This window comes from Paucibacter sp. B51 (assembly GCF_027863535.1).
Taxonomy (GTDB): Bacteria; Pseudomonadota; Gammaproteobacteria; order Burkholderiales; family Burkholderiaceae_C; genus Paucibacter_A; species Paucibacter_A aquatilis.
In genome coordinates this window covers 2,656,921-2,676,466 of record NZ_JAPIVN010000001.1, presented here as the reverse complement: position 1 = coordinate 2,676,466, position 19,546 = coordinate 2,656,921, and the positions used below count along the sequence as shown (strand labels likewise).

The following is a 19,546-nucleotide window of genomic DNA, read 5'->3' as shown; positions in this document are numbered from 1 at the left end:
GGAGCAGTCCTGTGAAGCACGGGCTCGGCACGACTCATCCAGCGCACCCTGGCCCGGGTCCTGGCATGCGCGCTGCACGCCTTGTCGCCGCATGGGGCGCGGCGGCGCTGCGTCAGCAGCCACCCTGCCCCAGGGCACAGGCCCGACGATAGGGCCGCAGGCCATGTAACGCAATTCCCCGCCGGCATCGGCCCTGAACCGTCTGCAACAGGGCAGAAACACGCGCTCGCCCCAGTGTCATCGAGCAGCAGCGTGCGGGCCGACATCGTGGCGCCGATTTCGCGTGTTACGTTATTTAACGTGGCCACAAGCCCCGGCGCACGGGCGCTCTGCGGCCGATGCCGCGAAAGCCCCAATCGCCAAGTGCGCAGAGGGCCTGAACAATTGTCACAAGCCTCTCCGCGCTGTCCGCCCGTGCCTTACACAAGCTCACCGAAGTCCAACAAATCCTTGGCCCCGCGCCTGCCCCTGCGAGGCAAGATGCCGGCCATTCTTGCACTGGTCACCTCACTCGCCCTGCTGCAGCCGGTGTCGGTGCCGGCGGCGCCGCCCGCGGCATCCAGCAGCACAGGCACGAGCAGCGGCAGCGCCGGCAACAGCAGCAATGCGGCGCTCAACCAGGAGCTCAATGTGCTGCACTGGTGGACCTCGGCCGGCGAGCGAGCCGCAGCCGACCATGTGGCCGCTCGCATGGCCGAGCAAGGCCTGCGCTGGATCGATGGCGCCGTGGCCGGCGGCGGCGGCGGCGGTGCCATCAAGGTGTTGAACGAGCGCACCCTGCGCGGCCAGGCGCCGCAGGTGGCCCAACTCAACGGCCAGGCCTTGCGCGAATGGGCCGAGCTGGGCCTGCTGCTGCGCCTGGACGGTGTGGCGCAGCGGCGCGACTGGCGCGGCACCCTCTTCCCCCAAGTGATGAGCCAGCTCAATGTTCGCGAACATGTGGTGGCCGCGCCCCTGGGCATCCACCGCATCAACAACCTCTACCTCAACCTGGCCCTGTTCCGCCAGCTCAAGATCGAGCCGCCCAGCGACTGGGCCGGCGTGATGCGGGCGGCCAGCGCCCTGCGCGCCGCCGGCATCACGCCCGTGGGTTTCAGCGACGAGCCCTGGCAGGTGGCCACGGTGTTCGAAGCCATGCTGCTGGGCGAGGCCGGCCCGGCCCTCTACCAACGCATGGTGGTGCAGCGCGACCTCCAGGCCTTTGACGACCCGGCCCTGGAGCGCAGCTTCAAACGCCTGCGCGAATGGCGCAATCTGGCCGCACCGGTCAGCGCCGCCGGAGGCAGCGGCAGCCAGCCCGGCAACGCCAACCCCGGCGAACGCCGCTGGACCGAGCTGGTCGCCGACTTTGCCGCAGGCCGCACGGCCATGCTGATCAGCGGCGACTGGGTGCGCGGCGAGCTGGGCGCGCTCGGCCAGGAAGGCGGGCGCGATTTCGAATGCAAGGCCGTGCCCGGCACGGCGCAAGCCCATCTCTTCAGCATCGACACCCTGGCCATGCTGGCCGGCGACAACGCCAAGCAGGCGGCGCAGGAGCGCATGGCCGAGCTGCTGGGCAATGCCACGCTGCAGATCAGCTACAACCGCATCAAGGGCTCGGTGCCGGTGCGCCGCGATGTGCCGGTGGACGAGCTCGATGTCTGCGCCCAACGCTCCTATCGCCTGTTCGCCAACCCCGTTACGCCGCGCGTGCCCAGCCTGGTGCACCGCATGGCGTTTGATGAGGTCGGCAAGAACGCCTTCATCGAGACCGTGCACCGCTTTGCCCTCGACCCCAACCAGACCCCCGCCGCTGCGCAGCGCCGCCTGCAGGCCCTGCTGCGCGCGCTCGGCCCGCGCCCCCCGAAAGCTTTGCCATGACCCGCACCATCCTGCTCGTCGACGACGACCAGAAGATCCGCACCCTGCTCAAGACCTACCTCGAGAAGAACCAGTACGAGGTGCGCCTGGCCCACGACGGCGCCAGCTTCATGGCCGAATTCGAGCGCTTCCGTGACGAAATCAGCCTGTGCATTCTCGACGTCATGCTGCCCGACACCGAGGGCTTTGCCCTGTGCCAGGCGGTGCGCCGCCGCTCCGATGTGCCCGTCATCATGCTGACCGCCAGCGCCGAGGAAACCGACCGCATCGTCGGCCTGGAACTGGGCGCCGACGACTACATTGGCAAGCCCTTCAACCCGCGCGAACTGCTGGCCCGCATCAAGGCCATCCACCGCCGCAGCGGCCAGGAGCGGAGCCAGACGCCGCGCTACTTCCGCTTCAACGGCTTCACCCTCGATGTGCTGGAGCGCAGCCTGATCGACCCCGAGGGCGCGGCCTCGGCCCTCTCGGGCATGGACTTCCAGCTGCTCAAGCTGCTGGTGGAGCACCCCGGCGAGGTGCTGGACCGCAGCCGCCTGGCCGAGGTGACGCGCGGCCGCGACCTCGGCCCTCTGGACCGTTCGCTCGATGTGCAGGTCAGCCGCCTGCGTCAGCGCCTGCACGACGACGGCAAGCAACCGGCCCTGATCAAGACCGTGCGGGGTTCGGGTTATGTCTTTGCCACCACCGTCAGCGCCTCGCATGCGCTTTGAGGCCCAGGGCCTGAGCGGAGAAACCCAGAGCTGGCCGCGGCGCAGCCTGGGCTTCTGGTTCGACAGCCTGCAGGGCCGCTTCACCCTGGCCATGCTGGCCGGCCTGGTGATCGTGCAGCTGCTGGTCAATCTGCTCTGGTACCGCCAGGTCGAGCTGCGCACGCGCCGCCAGGCCGAGCTGGCCGCCCACCATGTGGCCAGCGGCGTGCTGGGCGCGCTGCGCGCCCTGCGCGAGCTGCCGGCGCCCTACCGGCCGCTGGTGATCGAGCAGCTGCGCACCATGGGCGGCACGCGCTTTCTGGTCTTTCTCAACAAGGGCGAGGTGCCGACCCGGGCCCTGCCCGATCTGCCATTGGCGCGCTCGGTGGAAGCCATCGTGCGCCAGGAAATCGGCGCCCAGCTGGCACCCGGCACGCCCATCCGGGTCGCCCTGGCTTCACCGCAAGGGCTCAAGGTGGCGCCCAGCGGCGCCTTGCTGGCCGACCTGCCCGACAGCTGGGTCGACCCCTCGCTGCTGGCCAGTGAACGGCCGGCGCCGTTCTTGGTGATCCAGGTGGAGACGGAACCGGGCCAGTGGCTCTACCTGACCAGCGCCATGCCCGACCCCTACTTTCTGGAGCAGCTGGACTTTTTCACCTGGCAACGCCTGGCCCCGCAGCTGCTGACCCTGTGCCTGGCCCTGATCCTGACCGTGATCGCCGCGCGCGCGCTGACCCGCCCGCTGCGCGGCCTGAGCCGGGCCGCCGCCCTGGTGGGCCACCGCACCACGCCGCAGCCGCTGCGCCTGAGCGGCACCTCGGAGGTGCGGCGCGCCATCCAGGCCTTCAACGACATGCAGGAACGCATCCGCCGCTACCTCAGCGACCGCGAGCGTCTGTTCGCCTCCATCTCGCACGATCTGCGCACACCCATCACCCGCTTGCGCCTGCGCAGCGAGCTGCTGGACGACCCCGCCGTGCAGGACGAGTTCCACGAGGATCTGGACGAGCTGGACATGATGGTCAAGACCGCCCTGCAGATCGTCAAGGACACCGACATCCACGAGAACCGTGCGCCCGTGCGCATCGACCTGGTGCTGCAGAAGATGGTGCGCGACGCACGCATGACCGGCCAGCAGATCGAGCTGAAAGAGCTGCCCCTGACCGTGTTCGGCAAGCCGCTGGCCCTCAAGCGCGCACTCGGCAATCTGCTGGACAACGCCATGTTCTACGGCGCCGGCGCCCAGCAGCACCGCACCGAGCTGGAGATGGCCTCGGGCGAGCCCGGCAGCGCAGAAGAGGGTCAGGTCTTGCTGACCGTGCGCGACCACGGACCCGGCGTGCCCGAGAGCGCCCTGGCCAAGCTGGGCCAACCCTACACCCGGCTGGACCATGGCTCCAAGCTGCGCGGCGAAGGCCTGGGCCTGGGCCTATCCATCGTGCGCGACATCGTGGCCGACCACGGCGGCAGCCTGCGCTTTCGCAATCATCCGCAGGGCGGCTTTGAGGTGAGGCTGGCCCTGCCTGGCCATGCCGCTGCGGCGCCGCCGATGTTGGCGACTCCGCCTGACAGCGCCGATTCGGCGGCAGCTACTTCTTCCGCATCCTCTGCTTCATGACTTCCGCGCCCCCCGCCTCCCCCCACTTCATCATCGTCGGCGGCGGCACGGCCGGCTGGATGAGCGCCTGCCTCCTGGCGCGCCAGCTGGGGCCGGCCTGCCGCTACACCTTGGTCGAGTCCAGCGACATCGGCATCATCGGCGTGGGCGAAGGCTCCACGCCCTATTTGCGCGATTTCTTCCGCCAGCTCGGCCTGGAGGAGCGCGACTGGATGCCGGCCTGCCACGCCACTTACAAGGCCGGCATCCGATTCCCCGGCTGGTCCACGCATCCGGGCTACGAAAGCTACGTCCACCCCTTCTTCAACGAGGCCGACCGCCCGCTGGGCCAGGCCTTCATCCAGCAAGCGAATCAGCGCCGGCGCGGCGAGGATGTGGACGCCAACCCGGCAGACTTCTTTCTTGCCGCTGAACTGGCGCGTCAGCGCCGCGCGCCCCACTACATCCATCCGGCTCAGCACCCGGCCACCGACTACGCCTACCACTTCGACTCGGGCCTGCTGGGCACCTTCCTGAAGCGCCATGCGCAGGAGCGGCTGGGCCTGCAGCACTGCGTGGACACCGTGGCGGCGGTGGAACGCCACGCCGAGAGCGGCGACATCACCGCCCTGCGCCTGCAGAGCAGCGGCCAGCGCCTGGAGGGCGATTTCTTCATCGACTGCAGCGGCTTTCGCGGCCTGCTGATCAACGAAACCCTGGGCGAGCCCTTCATCCCCTGGGGCGACCGGCTCTTCAACGACCGCGCCATCGCCATCCCCACGCCGCTGGATCCCGACCAGGACATGGCGTCCGAGACCACCTCCACCGCCCTGGGCCACGGCTGGGCCTGGCAGATTCCGCTGACGCATCGCCACGGCAACGGCTATGTCTACAGCTCTCAGTTCATCAGCGATGACGCGGCAGAAGCCGCGCTGCGCGCCCACCTCGGCCCGGCGGCCGAGGGCGCCAGTGCCCGGCGCCTGAAGATGCGCGTGGGTCGCGTGGCGCGTCACTGGCGACACAACTGCGTGGCCATCGGCCTGTCCCAGGGTTTCATCGAGCCGCTGGAAGCGACCGCGCTGATGCTGATCCAGTTCTCGGTGCAGCATTTGATCGAAGCGCTGCAAACCGGTGGCGACGACCCGGCGACCTTGCGTGAGCGCTACAACGCCGAGATCAACCGCATGTTCGACGGTGTGTGCGACTACGTGCAAACCCACTACCTGCTCAACAGCCGCGAGGACACCGAGTACTGGCGCGCCAACCGCGCGATGAAGCCAGGCTCGGATCGGCTGGCGGAGCTGCTGGCCAGCTGGGACGCCGGCGCCGACTTCGACGCGGCCCTGGGCCGGCATGAAGCCGCGCTGATGTACCAGCGGCCCTCGTGGTACTGCCTGCTGGCCGGCATGGGCCGCTTCCCGACAAGCGCGCCTGGCCACAGGGCGGCGCCCTCGCAGGCCATGGCACTCAGCGGCCTGCAGGCGCGGGCCTCCCTGGTGGATCAGGCCCGAAAACACTTCCTGCCGCACCGCGAAGCTTTGCGGCGGCTGGCCACCAGCGCCTGACCACGCAAGGAAAGCGCCCCATGAGCAACTACCTGATCTCCTTCCCTGCCGCAGCCATGGTCGTGCCCGCCGAGGAGTTGCCGGCGGTGGCCGAGGCCGCCCATGCCGTGATTCGTGAGGCCAAGGCAGCGGGGGTGTATGTGTTCGCAGGTGGGATTGACGCGGCCGTGGCGCCGCTGCGGGTGGCGGGCGATGGCTCGGTTCGAGAAGGCGCGGGCAGCACGAGCCCGACGCTGGACGGTGGCTTTGCGGTGCTGGAGCTGCCCTCGCGTGAGGCCGCGCTGACCTGGGCGGCGCGCCTGGCTGCCGCCTGCCGCTGCGAGCAGGAGCTGCGGGTCTTCATGTTCGACCCGGAGTCCTGAACCCGCTTGCCGCGTCTCGCCCGACAGCGGCGCCTTGGCCAAACACCGTGCGGGGCAGCAGATCAGGACCGGCCCCGGGCCTTCAGTTCAGCAAATCAGGTGCGAGCTGACGCAGGAAGGGCTTGGTCAGCTGACTGACCTCGCGGGCGAAGTCGCACCAGTCCGCCGTTTGGGTGTTGATATTTGCGGCCACGACCAGGTCCCACTGCGGATAGATGATCAGCAAGCTTTGCGCGCCATCGGACACACCGCCGTGATGCACATAACTGACGGCGGATTGGAGCGGATGGGCTCGGTCGCAGTACAGGTGCTGCAAGTTGGAGTGGCGCCAACCCAAGGCGTAGGACTGCTCGTTCTCGCGCCCATCGGCCAGTCGCTGGGGCGTCCAGAAATCCTGCCGAACCGGCGTTGCAATGAAGGACGGGCGCAACCAGGCGGCGCCCAGCTTCGCCAGATCCACCGAACTGGCCGCCAGGCCGCCTCCGGCCCATTTCTGGCTCAGATCGACCGGCCGGTGCAGGCGCGCCACGCCGCCGCGGGTCTCATAGAAGCGCGCTTGCTGCTCATGTGGCTGCTCTGCCGCTGCGAGCGAGCTCAGGCCCAAGGGCTCGCTGACCTGGGCATGAAGATAGGACAGAAAGGGCTGAGCGGTGGCGCTCTGCAAGACGGCACTGGCCAGGACCGTGCCGAAGGAGCTGTAGTGGAAGCGTTGCCCGGGGGCGGAGAGCAGCCGGGCGTCGTCAAACAAGCCCAAGGCCTCATTCACATCGGTGTAGCGCCGCCACTTGAGCCAGCTTTGCAGCTTGCCTGACCAGTCGGTGTTCTCGGCATAAGCCGGCATCCCCGCGGTATGAGACATGAGCTGACGCAGGGTCATCGCTTGCCAGGCAGGGTTGGGCAGATCGGCCTTGTACTGCCCAATCGGGGTGTCCATGGTCAGCTCGGATCGAGTCACGGCCCGGGCCATGGCGGTGGCGGTCACGGCCTTGGAGGTGCTGCCGACGCGAAACTGGGTTTCAATCGTGGCCGGCGCCTGGCGCTCCAGATCGGCATAGCCGCTCGCCGCCGCCCAGACCAGATCGCCTCGCCAGGACACCGCCGCCGTGAAGGCGGGCCAGCGCTGCTGTGTGCGCGCTTGCGCGAGCGCTTGGGCGGCCTCGGTCGCGCTCTTTGCGAACTGCGGCTGATAGGCCTCGGACTGCTGCGGTGCCTCGGCAGGGACAGGCAGCGCCCGAGGGAACAGCTGGCAGCCACTGAGGCCGACACAGAGCAGCAGGCCCAGGCTTCGGAGTTTGAATTTCAGCATCACGGGTTCCTTGAGGGTTGAAGAGAAGAGAAGACTGAGGAGAACGTTGAGTACTCAGGAAAATGCGGCCGGGTCGACAGAACAACAACAAAGGGCGCGGCGCCAAGGCGGAACACTGGGCAGCAGACCTCCCTGGCGGCCGGCGGCACCATGGGCGGCCTCACGAAGCTGCGCGAGGGTGATGAACAGGACGGGGAGGCAAAGGTCGGGAGCGCCGCGCATGCCTGCGCGGCCCGACACAGCCCGGAGTCAGGGGCCTCGGACGCGGGGTAGCAGCAGCATCAGCGTGCTCCTCGCTGCAAGAGCAGCTCGCGCATGGCGGGCGTCGACGCTTGGTTCAGGGCCGAACGCCAGACCCGACCATCGGACATCGGGGTCTGCACCTGCAGATTGATCAGGGCGCCATGCGCCAGGAGCAACTGGGCCATGGCCAGGTCGCCCCGCCGTGCGGCCTGGATCAAAGGCGTTTCATCGCCCAGCACGGCGGCATTGACATCGGCACCGGCGTCCAGCAGGCGCTGGGCGATGGACAGCTGGCCACCCTGAGCAGCCAGGATCAGCGCATTGCCGTCGCCCCGGCTGCTGATATTGGCGTCGGCACCAGCCTTGAGCAACAGTTCCACCAACGCGAGGGACTGGCGGCGTACCGCCATCATCAGCGGCGTTCCGTCGCCAGGCCGGGCCAGATTCAAGGGCGCGCCCTCGGCCAGCAGTGATTGCACTCCCGGCACATCCTGGCTCGCCACGCGCTCCAGCAGCACGCTCAATCGGCCCAGCTCGCTGACGCTCACCTGCGCATGGCGAGCCGGCAGGTCAGCCAGCTGCAAATGCTGGGTCAAAAACAGGCTGCTGCCCAAGAGCAGCAGCGCCAGCAGCCCGCCCTGCCACAGCCACTGCGGGCGCTGTTCCTGCCGCAGCACTGCGTCAATGCGCAAGGCAAGCAGTGGCGCATGCCACCAGCGCTGAGCCAGCGCGCGCCCCGGTCCCCGATCCCCCGGCTGCTTCTGCTGCAGCAGAGCGCAATCCAGAAGCGTTTGTGCGTAGCGATGCGGCTGCGCCTGTTGGCGGCTGACCAGGGCATCACAACGAAGCTCGCGCCAGCGACTCAGCTCTTGCGCCGCGATCCGCCAGGCCGGGCTCCACCAGAACAGGCAGCTCAAGGCTTGCTGGAGCACATGCTGGCGCAGATCACCCTGCTGCTGATGGCAGAGCTCATGCTGCACGATCAGGGCCAGCTGCGCGGCATTCAGATGCTGGAGGTAGGCGCTTGGTAGCAGGATTTCCGGCTGACGCAGCCCCACCAGCATGGCGCTGTCCACGCCGGGGTGAACCCGCACAGGCACAGGGCAGCCTGCCGGCGCCTCCTTCCAAATCAGGGCCTGCTGGCGCAGTGCGCGAGTCCGGCGATAGCTTTGCCCCAGCCGCACGGCCTTGAAGGCACTCACCATCGGCAGCAGCCACCACATCCAGGTCGGCGGAGCCAGCCTCGCCAGGAGCTCGGAACTCAAAGGCCAGCTGATCGCGAGCGGGGCCAAGGGGTCCAGAGCCGCCTCTGGCCCTGGAAGCGCTGAAGACGTAGCGCCCAAGGGCTGCACACTGGCATGAAACCAGGGCAGCAATTGCCGATCCATGGCCCAAGGCTGCAACATCAGCAAGGGCAGCAGGAACAGGGCCCCGGCCCAAAGCCACCACAGACCGAGCATGCCGCCTGGCGACACGCGACCCTGGAGCCGGCGGCTCCACCCCAAGATGGGCAGCAGCGCCAGGCTCAACAAGCCGTGCAACAAGACATACAGACCCCAGCCCGTGGCATCCATCGCGTGCCTCCTCGCCGCCTTGTGTTGCGGCCTCAGCCGCGGGGGCGTTTGGCGTGGAGCTGAGGCTGGGCCGCGGTGGCTGCATTGGGATCCTGCGCCGCGGCTTGCGCTGCAGCCCGATCGATCTGGGCCTGCAACTGACCGGCCACCTCAGGTGACAAGGCCTCCTGGTTCAGCAGATGCTGGGCCAGCAAGGTCGGCGAGCCGCCAAAAAACTTCTTCAACAAGCCCAGCAAGGCCTGGCTTCGGGCTTCTTGCTGCACCGTGAGCGCCTGGTAGACAAAGGCCTTGCCCTGCTTCTCGCAGCTGACATGCCCCTTGTCCAGCAGGATGCGGCACAGGGTCTGAACCGTGGTGTAGGCGAGCTCATGCTCAGTCGACAGCTCCGCCGCAATCTCGCGCACCGTCATGGCACGCCCGCGCCAGAGGACCTGCATGATGCGCTGCTCTGCGGGGGTCAGTTCGGTGGACTTGGGGCGGGCCATGAAGCGCTCCTACTAATTAATTAGTTTCATTCTGACTCAAAGACGTCATCCTTACAACTAATTCTTTAGTACTGAAACGCAACTCGGCTCCAGACCATGGAACCCGCTGGAGTCCGCAGAGGGACGCGCCCGGGCCAATGAAAAGGGGCGGTGTCGATACGACTCGCCCCTCGTTCCGGCTGAAAAGCACTCCGCCGCGCTCGATCAGGCGCGCTTGAGCGCGCGCTCTGACCCATCTCCCCAGTGCCGCAGCTTGTGGCCGAGGGTGGCGTAGAACAGGATGAACACATAGCACGGCAGCATCACCCAATAGGCACTTTGCGGGCCACTGGCGTCCGCAAAATGGCCGTAGGCCATGGGCAACAGGGCGCCGCCGGCGATGCCCATGATCAGCAAGGCCGAGCCGCTGGCGGTGTGACGGCCCAGGTCTTGCAAGGCCAGAGGCCAGACGGCTGGCCAGACCAAGGCATTGGCCAGGCCCAAAGCCGCCAGACAGAACACGGTGTTGGGCACGGCCGGCACGCCAGCCCAGCCCAGCAACAACTGTGAAAGCCCGCTGTCCTGGCTGGAACTCAGAGCAACTGCAGCAGACAGCAGCACCCCCAGCGCAGCCGAGGCCTGCAAGGCCGTCTTCTGCGAGATGAAACGCGGGATCAAGAGCACACCGGCCAGGTAACCCATCACCATGGCGGCCATGGTGTAGCTGGTCAACACGGCATAGTTCGCCACCCCCAGCTGCTGGCCGTACAGGCCGATGGTGTCGCCAGCGATCACCTCGACACCCACGTAGACGAACAGGCTCAAGGCACCCAGCACCACCTGCGGGAAGCGAAACACCTCACCCAGGCGCACCGGCGCACTGTCGCCTGCGTCGTCCAGATCGGGTTCGGCCAGTGAGGAGAAATGGATGACAGCGGTGAACACCAGCAGCGCAGCTGCCATCACCAGATAGGGCGTGATCAGGCGCGAGGCCAGCTCAGCGCGGGCCAGGGCGCGTGCGGCGGGCTCCAGGGCGGCCAGATCGACCGCAGCCTTCTGGTCAAAGCCGGACAGAATCAGGGCCGAGAACACCAGGGGCACGACGATGCCGGCGCCCTTGTTGAACAAGCCCATGATGCTGATGCGCATGGCCGCGCTCTCGCGCGCGCCGATGCAGACGATGTAGGGGTTGATGGCCGTCTGCATCAGCGTCATGCCCGAGGCCAGCGTGAACAGCGCCAACAGGAAGAGCCCGTAATGGCCGACCTTGGCGGCCGGGATGAAGAGCAAGGCGCCCACAGCCATGACCGCCAAGCTCAGCGTCATGCCGCGCTTGTAGCCGGTGCGCGCCAGGATGGCGGCCGAGGGCAGCGCCATCACGGTGTAGGCGATGTAGAAGGCAAAGGTGACCCAGAGCGCCTGGAAATTGTTGAGCTCGCAAACAATCTTGAGGAAAGGGATCAGCGAGCCATTGAGCCAGGTGACGAAGCCGAGGATGAAGAACATCAGGCCGATGAAAAGCATGGCCAGAACCACGCTGCTGGCAGTGGAGCCGGCGCGGGAGGCGGATGAGGTCTGCTGCTGGTTCATGAAGGTATCCAGGTGATCACAAGAGGCTGCGGGCGCTTTCGCCCCGCATCAAGCCGCCCGTCGAGGGCCGCCCACAAGGCAACAGGCCTCCCTCCGCTGAAGGTGGGAGGCCCGTTGCGACGGCCCCAGCATGCCCGCCCGGCAGAGCGGGCACGCTCAGGCGCGTTCGACGCCCGTCAGAACTTGGCGCGCAGACCGATGCCGAAGCGGCGGCCGTTCTCGTACACGCCCAAGGGCAGGCCATCACTGGTATTGCTGCGCACCAGCTCGTTGCCCAGGTTGACCGCCGAGGCAAACAGCGAGACCTTGGGCGTGATGTCCCAGCTGGCCGAGGCATCCCACTGGCCGTAAGCGCTGTTGACTTCCTGACCGCCCATCTTCGTACCACCGTAAGACTTGGAACGGTAGTTGTAGGACACACGGGCGCTGATGCCATCGCGCTCGTAGTACACGCTGGCGTTGTACTGGTCACGCGAATTGCCCACGACCTGCAGGCGCGGCTGGCCGGCCACAGCACCCGCCTTCGCATCGGTGAAGGTGTAGTTGGCCGTGGCGCCGAAGCCGCTGCGGCCGAAGGCCTGTTGCCACTGCAGCTCGAAGCCCTTGATGTCGGCACCGTTGTCGGCATTCAAGGGGCGCGAGACATTGAGCACCTCGCCGTTGATGGTTTCCTGCTTGGTGTCGGTGTAGTTGAAGGTGTCCAGCTTCTTGATGAAGACCGTGCCCGAGAGCAGCGAGCCTTCTTCGAAGTACCACTCGGCGCCCAGCTCGGCCTGGTTGGAATGGATGGGCTTGAGCAGCGGGTTGCCGGCCTTGGCCTTGGTCAGCACGGTGCCGTCGCGGGTCAGGCCCGGGTTGAGCACGTCGAAAGTCTGGCGTGCCATGGCTTTGGAGATGGCGCCACGCAGGATCAGGTCCTTCTGCAGCGAGTACGCGACGTTCAGGCTGGGCAAGGTGTCGGTGTAGTTGTTGTCCTGGCTGATCGGCTTGAAGGTCTTGTCGGCCGCCTGGGCAAAACCGTTCGAGGTCTGCTGGGTCTTGACGAAGCGGACGCCAAAATCACCGCGCCACTTGCCGCTGGAGAAGTCTGCCTTGACATAGGCGGCCGAGATCTTTTCCTTGATCTTGTAATGCTCGTTCAGCACATCGGCGTACGTCATGTTCTTGTCGAACATGGGAATGGCCTTGCTGGCCACCAGCGCATCATCAAACCACAGATACTGGGTCAGCGCACCGGGCGAAGCAGCGGCCTGGCTCAGCTGGGGCGATGGGCCGGTGGAGAGATCGCCCAGGGTCAGGTTTTGCCAACTGGCGGCGGCGCCGTTGGCCGTGCCCTGGCTGCGGAAATTCTGCTGCGTGCTGTCGCGGTGCTTGCCACCGAACTTGACGGTGGTGATGAACCCATTGTCCACATCCAGGGTCACATCACCCTGCAGATAGTTCTCCTTGCTCTCCATGCGGCGAACGCGATCGCTGGTGCCGCCGCCGGGCTTGAGCACCAGGCCCTTGTAGCTCAGCGGGTCCATGTCGTACTTGACGCCGTACTTGTCCAGGCCCATGTCGATGGTGGCCGTGGCATTGCCTTCCATCCAGAAATGCCGGTCATGGCGGCTACCGCCTTCGGACGAGGTGGTACCTGCCTGGCCGTGGAAGGTCCAGCGATCCGTGCGGAAGGTACCGTCCAGATCGAGCACCTTGGCCTTCACATAGGACTCGCGGTAGATGGGCTCAAAGGACACATTGGTGGGGCCGATCGAGCCGCCGACCAGGGCCTTGGTGCCGTCCGAGGTGGTGATGAAGCTGGGGTTCTGAACCTTGATGACACCATCCACCGCCTGACCGCTGGCCTGCCAGAGGTAGTTCTGGTTGCTGTTGTCCATCTTCATGTCCGAATTCATGTAATTCAGGACAATGTCGGTCTGCTGGTTGGGCTGGAACTGCAGGGCCAGGTTGCCGGTGGTTCGATCGCGATCCTGGCGGAAGATGGCCGAGCCGCCACCCCATGCGGCATAGGCCTTGGTCGAGGCCGCGCCGGTGGGCACATTGTTCTTGTCGACCGGCTGGACCTCGTACTTGCCGTCATCGAACATCTCCAGGCCATCGCGGCGCATGGTTCGGGTTTGCTTGCTCAGAGCCAGCATCACACCGAAGGTCTTGTCGGCGCTCTTCCAGTTCAACAAACCGGAGGCCTGCGGATCGGTCTTGCCCGGCAGCTGGCTGTAGATGGCCTCGGCCGAGGCTTGCAGGGTCAGCGCATCCTTGAAGGCCAAGGGCTTGCGGGTCTTGACGATGACCAGACCGCCGATGCTGCCTTCATCCAGATCGGCCGAGGGGCTCTTGTAGACATCGAGGCTGCCGACGATTTCAGACGGCAACACGTCGTAGTTGAAGCTACGGGTCTGGGCTTCATTCAGCCACCACTCCGAGCTCGACACGGCCTGGCCGTTGAGCTGGGTCATGTTGAGGTTCTTGTCCGTGCCGCGCACGAAGATGGCCTTGCCCTCGCCCCAGCTGCGGTCCACCGAGATGCCCGGCACGCGCTGCAGCGAATCGGCCACGTTCTTGTCAGGGAACTTGCCCACATCCTCGGCCGAAATCGAATCGACGATGCTGGAGTTCTCGCGCTTCTCCACGAGGTTCTTGTTCAGCGTGGCGCGGATACCGCGGATCTCCACCTTCTCCAGCTCATTGGTCTTGGCCGGCTCATCTGCCGCATGGGCAGCTTGCAAGGCCAGCGTGCCAATCACAGCGCTGATCAGTTGGGGCAGCAGTTTCTTCTGGAACGACAAGGGCTGGTTCATGGAACAGGTCTCCGAGAGTTTCTTTTGCGTCTTGCTTGATGAAGTTGAATCAGTCCGCTGCGATGAAAGCGCAGCAAGCCGGGCAGGCCCATGCTTCGACCTCGGCAATTTAGCGGCCCGACGCAGCACCAGATCAGCACGTTGCGTTTTGCAGGACTTCATTGCACCGGTCTTACAAAGCAAGGGCTGATGCAAGACATAGGCGCGGGGATACCCTAGGTTTCAAGGGCTGCGACCGGCACAGAGCAGGCGCTGATTTTTCTCGTGAGGCCCTGCAGCCCGTGCCGCTGCCGGGCTCATGGTTCCGGGGTCGGCCCTGACGGGCCGACTTCCCTGCGCTGCTCGCACCTCGGGGCTGGCGCATAACTCACTCCGCTCACTGCGTTCGCTTCGTTCAAACAGAAGCGCCAAGTCAGAACTTGAAGCGCGCGGGTACGCGCGCGCCCCGAGGCGCTGTGCTGCTCGGCCCTTCACAAATCGCCCGGCAGCGGCACGGGCTGCAGGGCGCTTGCATCGCGGTCGACGTGCCCCTCGTCGGTGGAGAACGCCTACTTCGGAGGTGGCTTGGCCCGCCGACGGGCGATTTGTGCGCGGCCGAGGGCACAGCGGAGCGGCTCAGGCGCGTGTAACCACGCGCATCAAGCTCTGACTCGGCGCCACTGTTTGACCACAGTGAGCGCAGCGAACGGAGGGAGTTTGGCGCCGCTGAGCCGTGGAGTGAGCATCGAGGGCAGTCGGCTCGAAGAGTCGACCCGCGAACCATGAGCCCGGCGGCGGGCCGAGTCACCGCAGCGAGAACGACGAGCACAACGAAGGTTCGCAATGTGCCGACTCCAGACCACCAAACACAGGTTTCGGGCTCTCGCAGCACCCGCAAAGAAATGGCGCCTTGCGGCGCCATCTGAGTTCAGGCCGTATCGATCAGAGCTGCGGCGCGGACACGATGGTGGCGCTGCAGTCGCCGAAGCCGATGCGGCGGGCGCCGCCTGCCAGGTTGCTGGTTTCGGCATAGCCGCGCAGGCTGATGGTGTCGCCATCTTGCAAGAAGGTGCGCGTCTCGCCATTGGGCAGGGTCAGGGCTTGCTTGCCGCCCAGGGACAGCTCCAGCAGCGAGCCGCCTTCCGCAGCATCGGGGCCGGACTGGGTGCCCGTGCCCATCAAGTCGCCCGGCTGCAGATTGCAGCCATTGCTGGCGTGGTGGGTCAGCATCTGAGCCAGGGTCCAGTAGGCGTGCTTGAAGTTGGAGCGCATCAGGCGCGTGGCGGGCTCGCCGGCGGCGCGCATCTTCTCGGTCTGGATCCAAACCTCGAGTTCGATCGCATAGCCGCCTTCGCTGCGATTGCGCGGTGAATCGATGTAAGCCAGCGGTTGCGGGTCTTCGGCCGGATGTGAGAAGGGCACGCGGAAAGGCTCCAGCGCCTCCATGGTCACGATCCAAGGCGAGATGGTGGTGGCGAAGCTCTTGGCCAGGAAGGGGCCGAGCGGCTGGTATTCCCAGGCCTGCACATCGCGGGCCGACCAGTCGTTGAGCAGGGTCACGCCGAACAGGTGCTCGTCGGCCTGCTCCATCGGGATGGGGGTGCCCAACTCATTGCCGCTGGCCACAAAGACGCCCAGCTCCAGCTCATAGTCCAGGCGCTTGCAGGCGGCCAACACCGGCACTTCAGCATCGGGGCTTTTCAGCTGGCCCAGCGGGCGGCGCACCGTGCCGCCGCTCACACCGATGGACGAGCTGCGGCCGTGGTAGCCGATGGGCACCCATTTGTAATTGGGCAGCAGCGGGTTGTCCGGGCGGAACAGCTTGCCCACCGTGGTGGCGTGGTGGATGCCGGTGTAGAAGTCGGTGTAGTCGCCGATGCGGCAAGGCACGGCCATCTGCGCCTCGGCCTGGGCCAGCAGGCAGGCGCGCAGGGCGGCCTCTTGCTTGGAGCCGGCCAGCAGCGCATCGAACAAGGCATGGCGCAGCTCCAGGCGCGCGGCCGAGGGCTGGCCCATGAAGGCATTCAGATTGCCATCGGCCAGGGGCTGCAGCAGCACCTGCACGCTGCTGCTCCACTTGCCGGCGGCGGCGGCCAGGCGCAGATCGAGGATCTGGTCACCGATGGCCACGCCGACGCGGGCGCTCTCATTGCTGCCGGCGCGGCGGAACAGGCCGTAGGGCAGGTTCTGGATCGGGAAATCGGTGTCGGCCGCGTTGGCGCTGTCCACCCAGGACTGGGCGCTGGGGCTGTGGGTGTGGTCGATCAAGCTCATGGGGTTCTCAAACTATCGGTCAATATTGCTGCAGTCGGTTCAGGCGCTGAAACGGTCTTGCAAGCCGCTCCAGCACTGGGCATAACTGGTTTCCAGCGCGCCACCGTTCAGGGCGAACTCGGTGGGCAGCAGGCGCCAGCGGGTCTCGAACATGAAGGCCAGGGTGTGGTCCAGCTTGTGCGGCGCCAGGTCCACGCTGCTGGCCTTGGCAAAGGCTTCGGTGTCCGGGCCATGCGGCACGTAGGCATTGTGCAGGCTGGAGCCGCCGGGCTTGAAGCCCTCGGGCTTGGCGTCGTATTGGCCCAGCACCAGGCCCATGAACTCGCTCATGACATTGCGGTGGTACCAGGGCGGGCGGAAAGTGTCCTCGGCCACCATCCAGCGCGGCGGGAAGATCACAAAGTCCACATTGGCCCAGCCGGCGGTGTCGCTGGGCGAGGTCAGCACGGTGAAGATGCTCGGGTCCGGGTGGTCGAAGCTGATCGAGCCGATGGTCATGAAATGCGCGGTGTCGTACTTGTAGGGCGTCAGATTGCCATGCCAGGCCACCACATTGAAGGGCGTGTGCCCCTGCTCGGCGCGCCAGAGCTTGCCGCCGAACTTCTTGATGATCTCGTAGGCGCCGGCCTCGGCTTCGAAATGCGCCACCGGGGCCAGGAAGTCGCGCGGATTGGCCAGGCCGTTGGAGCCGATCGGACCCAGCTCCGGCAGGCGGAAGGGCGCGCCGTAGTTCTCGCAGATATAGCCGCGCGAGGGGCCGTCCACTGCCACCTTGAAAGCCAGACCGCGTGGAATCAGCGCAATCTCGCCCGGCTTCACGTCCAGGCGGCCGAGCTCGGTGGTGATGCGCAGGGCGCCCTGCTGCGGCACGATCAGCAGCTCGCCGTCGGCGTTGACGAAAGCGCTGCGCTCCATCGAGGCATTGGCCAAGTAGAGATGAGCAGCCATGCCCAGTTGCGCATCGGGGTCGCCGTTGACGACCAGGGTGCGCAGGCCGGCGACGAAATCGGTGCGAGCCTCGGGGATGGCGGTCGGCGCCCAACGCAGCGGGTCCGGCGGAGCAGCCTGGCCCTCAGCCGCGCCGGTCTTGAGGAAGTCATGACTCAGGGGCTGATAACTGCCCACCACTACGGAGGGCTGGCGGCGGTACATCCAGGTGCGCAGGTTCTCGGCACGCGGCGCGGTGAAGGCCGCGCCCGAAAGCAGCTCGGCATAGAGGCCATGGGCCACCTGCTGCGGGCTGTTGCGGCCCACCGGCACGCTGCCGGCCACGGCCTCGGTGACGTGCTGGTTGCCGAAACCGGCTTGGTAGTTCAGGGCTTCACTCATGGTGCGGAATCGATGGAAGTCAAAGTCGGAGATTCGGGTTCGCGAGCCAGGTCGATCGCCTGGCGCAGCAGCGCGCTGTCGCCGATCTGGTTGGCCAGGATCAGGCTCAGCTTGGCCAGAAAGCGCTGGGCCTGGCCCTCGTCCAGATCACTCTGGGCGGCGATCAGGTGTTCGTAAAAACCGTCGGGGTCTTGCAGATGGGGTTGGCGTTTCAAAGTCGCGGTCGACGCAGCGGGTGACGCAATCGGTGCAGGCGCGGGGCTGCGCGCCAGGGCGCGGTCCAGGGCCTGCGCCACAGCCGCCGCGTCGAAGTTGCGCCAGCGTGCCGCCACCACTTGGTCGGGGCGGATCAGGTAGACGGTGCCGGGTCGGGCGTCCAGTCGGGCGGCCAGCAGGCCCTCAGCGTCGATCAGGTCCTCGCCCACCACGAGCGCATGACACTCAGCCGGCACCCCTGTCGCGGCCACCGCGCCGAAGCTCAGGAGCACAAAGCCCGCCCCCACACGGTGCAACTCGCGCAGCAGCCAGCTGGCCTGGCCGGCGCAGTGCACCGGCGCATCGGGCACGGGCTCACCCGGTGCCGGACCGGCCTCGAACGCACCCGGCGCATCGGCCGTGTTCAGCGGCGAATCGCGATAAGCCGTGGGCATGGACAGCCGGCCACTGTTGACCAGAGGGCGGGCCAAGGGCTCGCGCCGGGCCAGCTCCAGCACGGCATTGCGCAGCTGCAGCGAGGTGGCGGTCTTGGGGGTGATGAAATCGGTCGAGCGGGTGGACTGGCGCAGGTTGTCGTCGGCGGCGGCGGCCCGCTCGAGGTGGTAGCTGTCCAGCAGGGCTTCAGGCGCACGGCCTTGCAGCACGGCGGCCAGCTTCCAGGCCAGGTTGTCGGCATCCTGCACGCCGCTGTTGGCGCCGCGTGCGCCGAAGGGCGAGACCTGGTGCGCGGCATCGCCGGCGAACAGCACGCGGCCATGGCAGAAGCGGTCGATGCGGCGGCAGGCGAACTGGTAAACCGAGACCCATTCCAGCTCAAAGGGAACCTCGGGGCCCAGCATGGCACGCACCAGGCGTTGCACGTTCTCGGGCTGGCGTGCCTGCTCGGGGTCGGCCTGCCAGCCAAGTTGGAAATCGATGCGCCAGATATTGCGGCTCTGGCGGTGCAGCAGCACCGATTGGCCGGGGTGGAACGGTGGGTCGAACCAGAAGCGCCGCTCGGTCGGGAAGCCCTGGGCCTCGGGGATGTGCACATCGGCGATCAGGAAGCGGTCCTGAAAGGCCTTGCCGCTGAACTCCGCGCCCACCATGCGGCGGACATCGCTGCTGGCGCCGTCGCAGGCCAACAGCCAGTCGGCGAGCAGCTCAAACTCCCCTGCAGGCGATTCGATGCGCAGGCGCAGCGGGCCGCCCTCCTCGCTGGCGTCCCCAGCCTCTTTAGCCAGCGCCAGCAGCTTGTGCTTCCAGCGCAGATCAATCAGCGGCTCGGCCATGCAGGCAGCCACCAGTCGCTCTTCCAGGTGGTACTGCTGCAGATTGATCATGGCCGGCTGCTCATGGCCGGCCTGGGGCAACAGGTCGAACTCGTAGGCCAGGCCCTCGCCATGGAAGACACGGCCCAAACGCCAACTCACGCCCTGAGCCACCAGATCCTGGGCCAGGCCCAGGCGCGACCAGATCTCCAGCGTGCGTTTGGCATAGCAGACCGCGCGTGAGCCGATGCTGACGCTGTTGTTGTCGTCCAGCAGCACGACGGCCAGCCCGCGCGCCGCGCAATCGAGCGCCAAGCTCAGCCCCACCGGCCCGGCGCCGACGATCACCACCGGGCGGCGTACCGCCTCGCCGGTGGCGCGCCAATGCAGTTCGTCGGCGCTGATGCGCGCCTCGTACTGCGGGTAGACGTAGGGATCGCGCAT

General features: G+C 66.8%; 13 protein-coding genes. 5 read left to right on the top strand and 8 right to left on the bottom strand.

The features are described 5' to 3' along the window. Positions 1–414 precede the first annotated feature (414 nt). From OOB33_RS11480 to OOB33_RS11460, 5 genes are read left to right on the top strand one after another with little or no spacing between them, the layout of a single operon-like run. Entirely contained in the window at positions 415–1,860 is a 1,446-nt protein-coding gene (locus tag OOB33_RS11480; protein ID WP_271008767.1) for an ABC transporter substrate-binding protein, read from the top strand. Further along, a complete protein-coding gene (locus OOB33_RS11475; protein WP_102767334.1) occupies positions 1,857–2,573 on the top strand; it encodes a response regulator in 717 nt (238 codons plus the stop codon). Before OOB33_RS11480 ends, OOB33_RS11475 begins: the two co-directional genes overlap by 4 nt. Then, entirely contained in the window at positions 2,563–4,170 is a 1,608-nt protein-coding gene (locus tag OOB33_RS11470; RefSeq protein ID WP_271008766.1) for an ATP-binding protein, read from the top strand. Before OOB33_RS11475 ends, OOB33_RS11470 begins: the two co-directional genes overlap by 11 nt. Beyond that, positions 4,167–5,714: a tryptophan halogenase family protein gene (locus OOB33_RS11465; protein WP_271008765.1), complete on the top strand. Its 1,548-nt coding sequence runs from the start codon at positions 4,167–4,169 to the stop codon at positions 5,712–5,714. Before OOB33_RS11470 ends, OOB33_RS11465 begins: the two co-directional genes overlap by 4 nt. 20 nt (positions 5,715–5,734) lie before the next feature. Further along, positions 5,735–6,076, top strand: coding sequence for a transcription initiation protein (locus OOB33_RS11460; RefSeq protein ID WP_271008764.1), 342 nt, complete (start codon positions 5,735–5,737; stop codon positions 6,074–6,076). Between the two features lie 82 nt (positions 6,077–6,158). On the opposite strand, the gene OOB33_RS11455 is transcribed toward OOB33_RS11460, so the two are convergent. The 8 genes from OOB33_RS11455 to OOB33_RS11415 all read right to left on the bottom strand — a co-directional run bounded on the left by OOB33_RS11455 (position 6,159) and on the right by OOB33_RS11415 (position 19,546). Beyond that, positions 6,159–7,382, bottom strand: a complete 1,224-nt coding sequence (locus OOB33_RS11455) for a serine hydrolase domain-containing protein (protein ID WP_271008763.1) — start codon at positions 7,380–7,382, stop codon at positions 6,159–6,161. 281 nt (positions 7,383–7,663) lie between these two features. Continuing rightward, positions 7,664–9,199 (bottom strand): M56 family metallopeptidase, encoded by a 1,536-nt coding sequence (locus tag OOB33_RS11450; RefSeq protein ID WP_271008762.1) that lies wholly within the window; start codon positions 9,197–9,199, stop codon positions 7,664–7,666. A 32-nt stretch (positions 9,200–9,231) separates the two neighbouring features. Next, a complete protein-coding gene (locus OOB33_RS11445) occupies positions 9,232–9,684 on the bottom strand; it encodes a BlaI/MecI/CopY family transcriptional regulator (RefSeq protein WP_271008761.1) in 453 nt (150 codons plus the stop codon). A 204-nt stretch (positions 9,685–9,888) separates the two neighbouring features. After that, a complete protein-coding gene (gene gluP, locus OOB33_RS11440) occupies positions 9,889–11,253 on the bottom strand; it encodes a glucose/galactose MFS transporter (protein ID WP_271008760.1) in 1,365 nt (454 codons plus the stop codon). Between the two features lie 176 nt (positions 11,254–11,429). Beyond that, entirely contained in the window at positions 11,430–14,054 is a 2,625-nt protein-coding gene (locus OOB33_RS11435) for a TonB-dependent receptor (RefSeq protein WP_102767342.1), read from the bottom strand. A 921-nt stretch (positions 14,055–14,975) separates the two neighbouring features. After that, positions 14,976–16,307, bottom strand: a complete 1,332-nt coding sequence (gene fahA / locus OOB33_RS11430) for a fumarylacetoacetase (protein ID WP_271008759.1) — start codon at positions 16,305–16,307, stop codon at positions 14,976–14,978. Positions 16,308–16,346: 39 nt separating this feature from the next. Continuing rightward, positions 16,347–17,636 carry a homogentisate 1,2-dioxygenase gene (gene hmgA / locus OOB33_RS11425; protein ID WP_271008758.1) on the bottom strand — a complete coding sequence of 430 codons (1,290 nt, stop codon included), beginning with the start codon at positions 17,634–17,636 and terminating at the stop codon, positions 16,347–16,349. After that, the gene (locus tag OOB33_RS11415; protein WP_333780325.1) at positions 17,633–19,546 is read right to left on the bottom strand and encodes an FAD-dependent monooxygenase; all 1,914 of its coding nucleotides are present in this window, start codon (positions 19,544–19,546) and stop codon (positions 17,633–17,635) included. The genes hmgA and OOB33_RS11415 overlap by 4 nt, the downstream gene beginning before the upstream one ends.

Excerpts from the sequence above, each read along its gene's own strand:
- OOB33_RS11435 (WP_102767342.1), bottom strand. The coding sequence starts at position 14,054 with ATGAACCAGCCCTTGTCGTTCCAGAAGAAACTGCTGCCCCAACTGATC.
- hmgA (WP_271008758.1), bottom strand. The coding sequence starts at position 17,636 with ATGAGTGAAGCCCTGAACTACCAAGCCGGTTTCGGCAACCAGCACGTC.
- OOB33_RS11415 (WP_333780325.1), bottom strand. The coding sequence starts at position 19,546 with ATGCGCGATCCCTACGTCTACCCGCAGTACGAGGCGCGCATCAGCGCC.
- OOB33_RS11455 (WP_271008763.1), bottom strand. The coding sequence starts at position 7,382 with ATGCTGAAATTCAAACTCCGAAGCCTGGGCCTGCTGCTCTGTGTCGGC.
- OOB33_RS11450 (WP_271008762.1), bottom strand. The coding sequence starts at position 9,199 with ATGGATGCCACGGGCTGGGGTCTGTATGTCTTGTTGCACGGCTTGTTG.
- fahA (WP_271008759.1), bottom strand. The coding sequence starts at position 16,307 with ATGAGCTTGATCGACCACACCCACAGCCCCAGCGCCCAGTCCTGGGTG.
- gluP (WP_271008760.1), bottom strand. The coding sequence starts at position 11,253 with ATGAACCAGCAGCAGACCTCATCCGCCTCCCGCGCCGGCTCCACTGCC.
- OOB33_RS11470 (WP_271008766.1), top strand. The coding sequence starts at position 2,563 with ATGCGCTTTGAGGCCCAGGGCCTGAGCGGAGAAACCCAGAGCTGGCCG.
- OOB33_RS11445 (WP_271008761.1), bottom strand. The coding sequence starts at position 9,684 with ATGGCCCGCCCCAAGTCCACCGAACTGACCCCCGCAGAGCAGCGCATC.
- OOB33_RS11465 (WP_271008765.1), top strand. The coding sequence starts at position 4,167 with ATGACTTCCGCGCCCCCCGCCTCCCCCCACTTCATCATCGTCGGCGGC.
- OOB33_RS11460 (WP_271008764.1), top strand. The coding sequence starts at position 5,735 with ATGAGCAACTACCTGATCTCCTTCCCTGCCGCAGCCATGGTCGTGCCC.
- OOB33_RS11475 (WP_102767334.1), top strand. The coding sequence starts at position 1,857 with ATGACCCGCACCATCCTGCTCGTCGACGACGACCAGAAGATCCGCACC.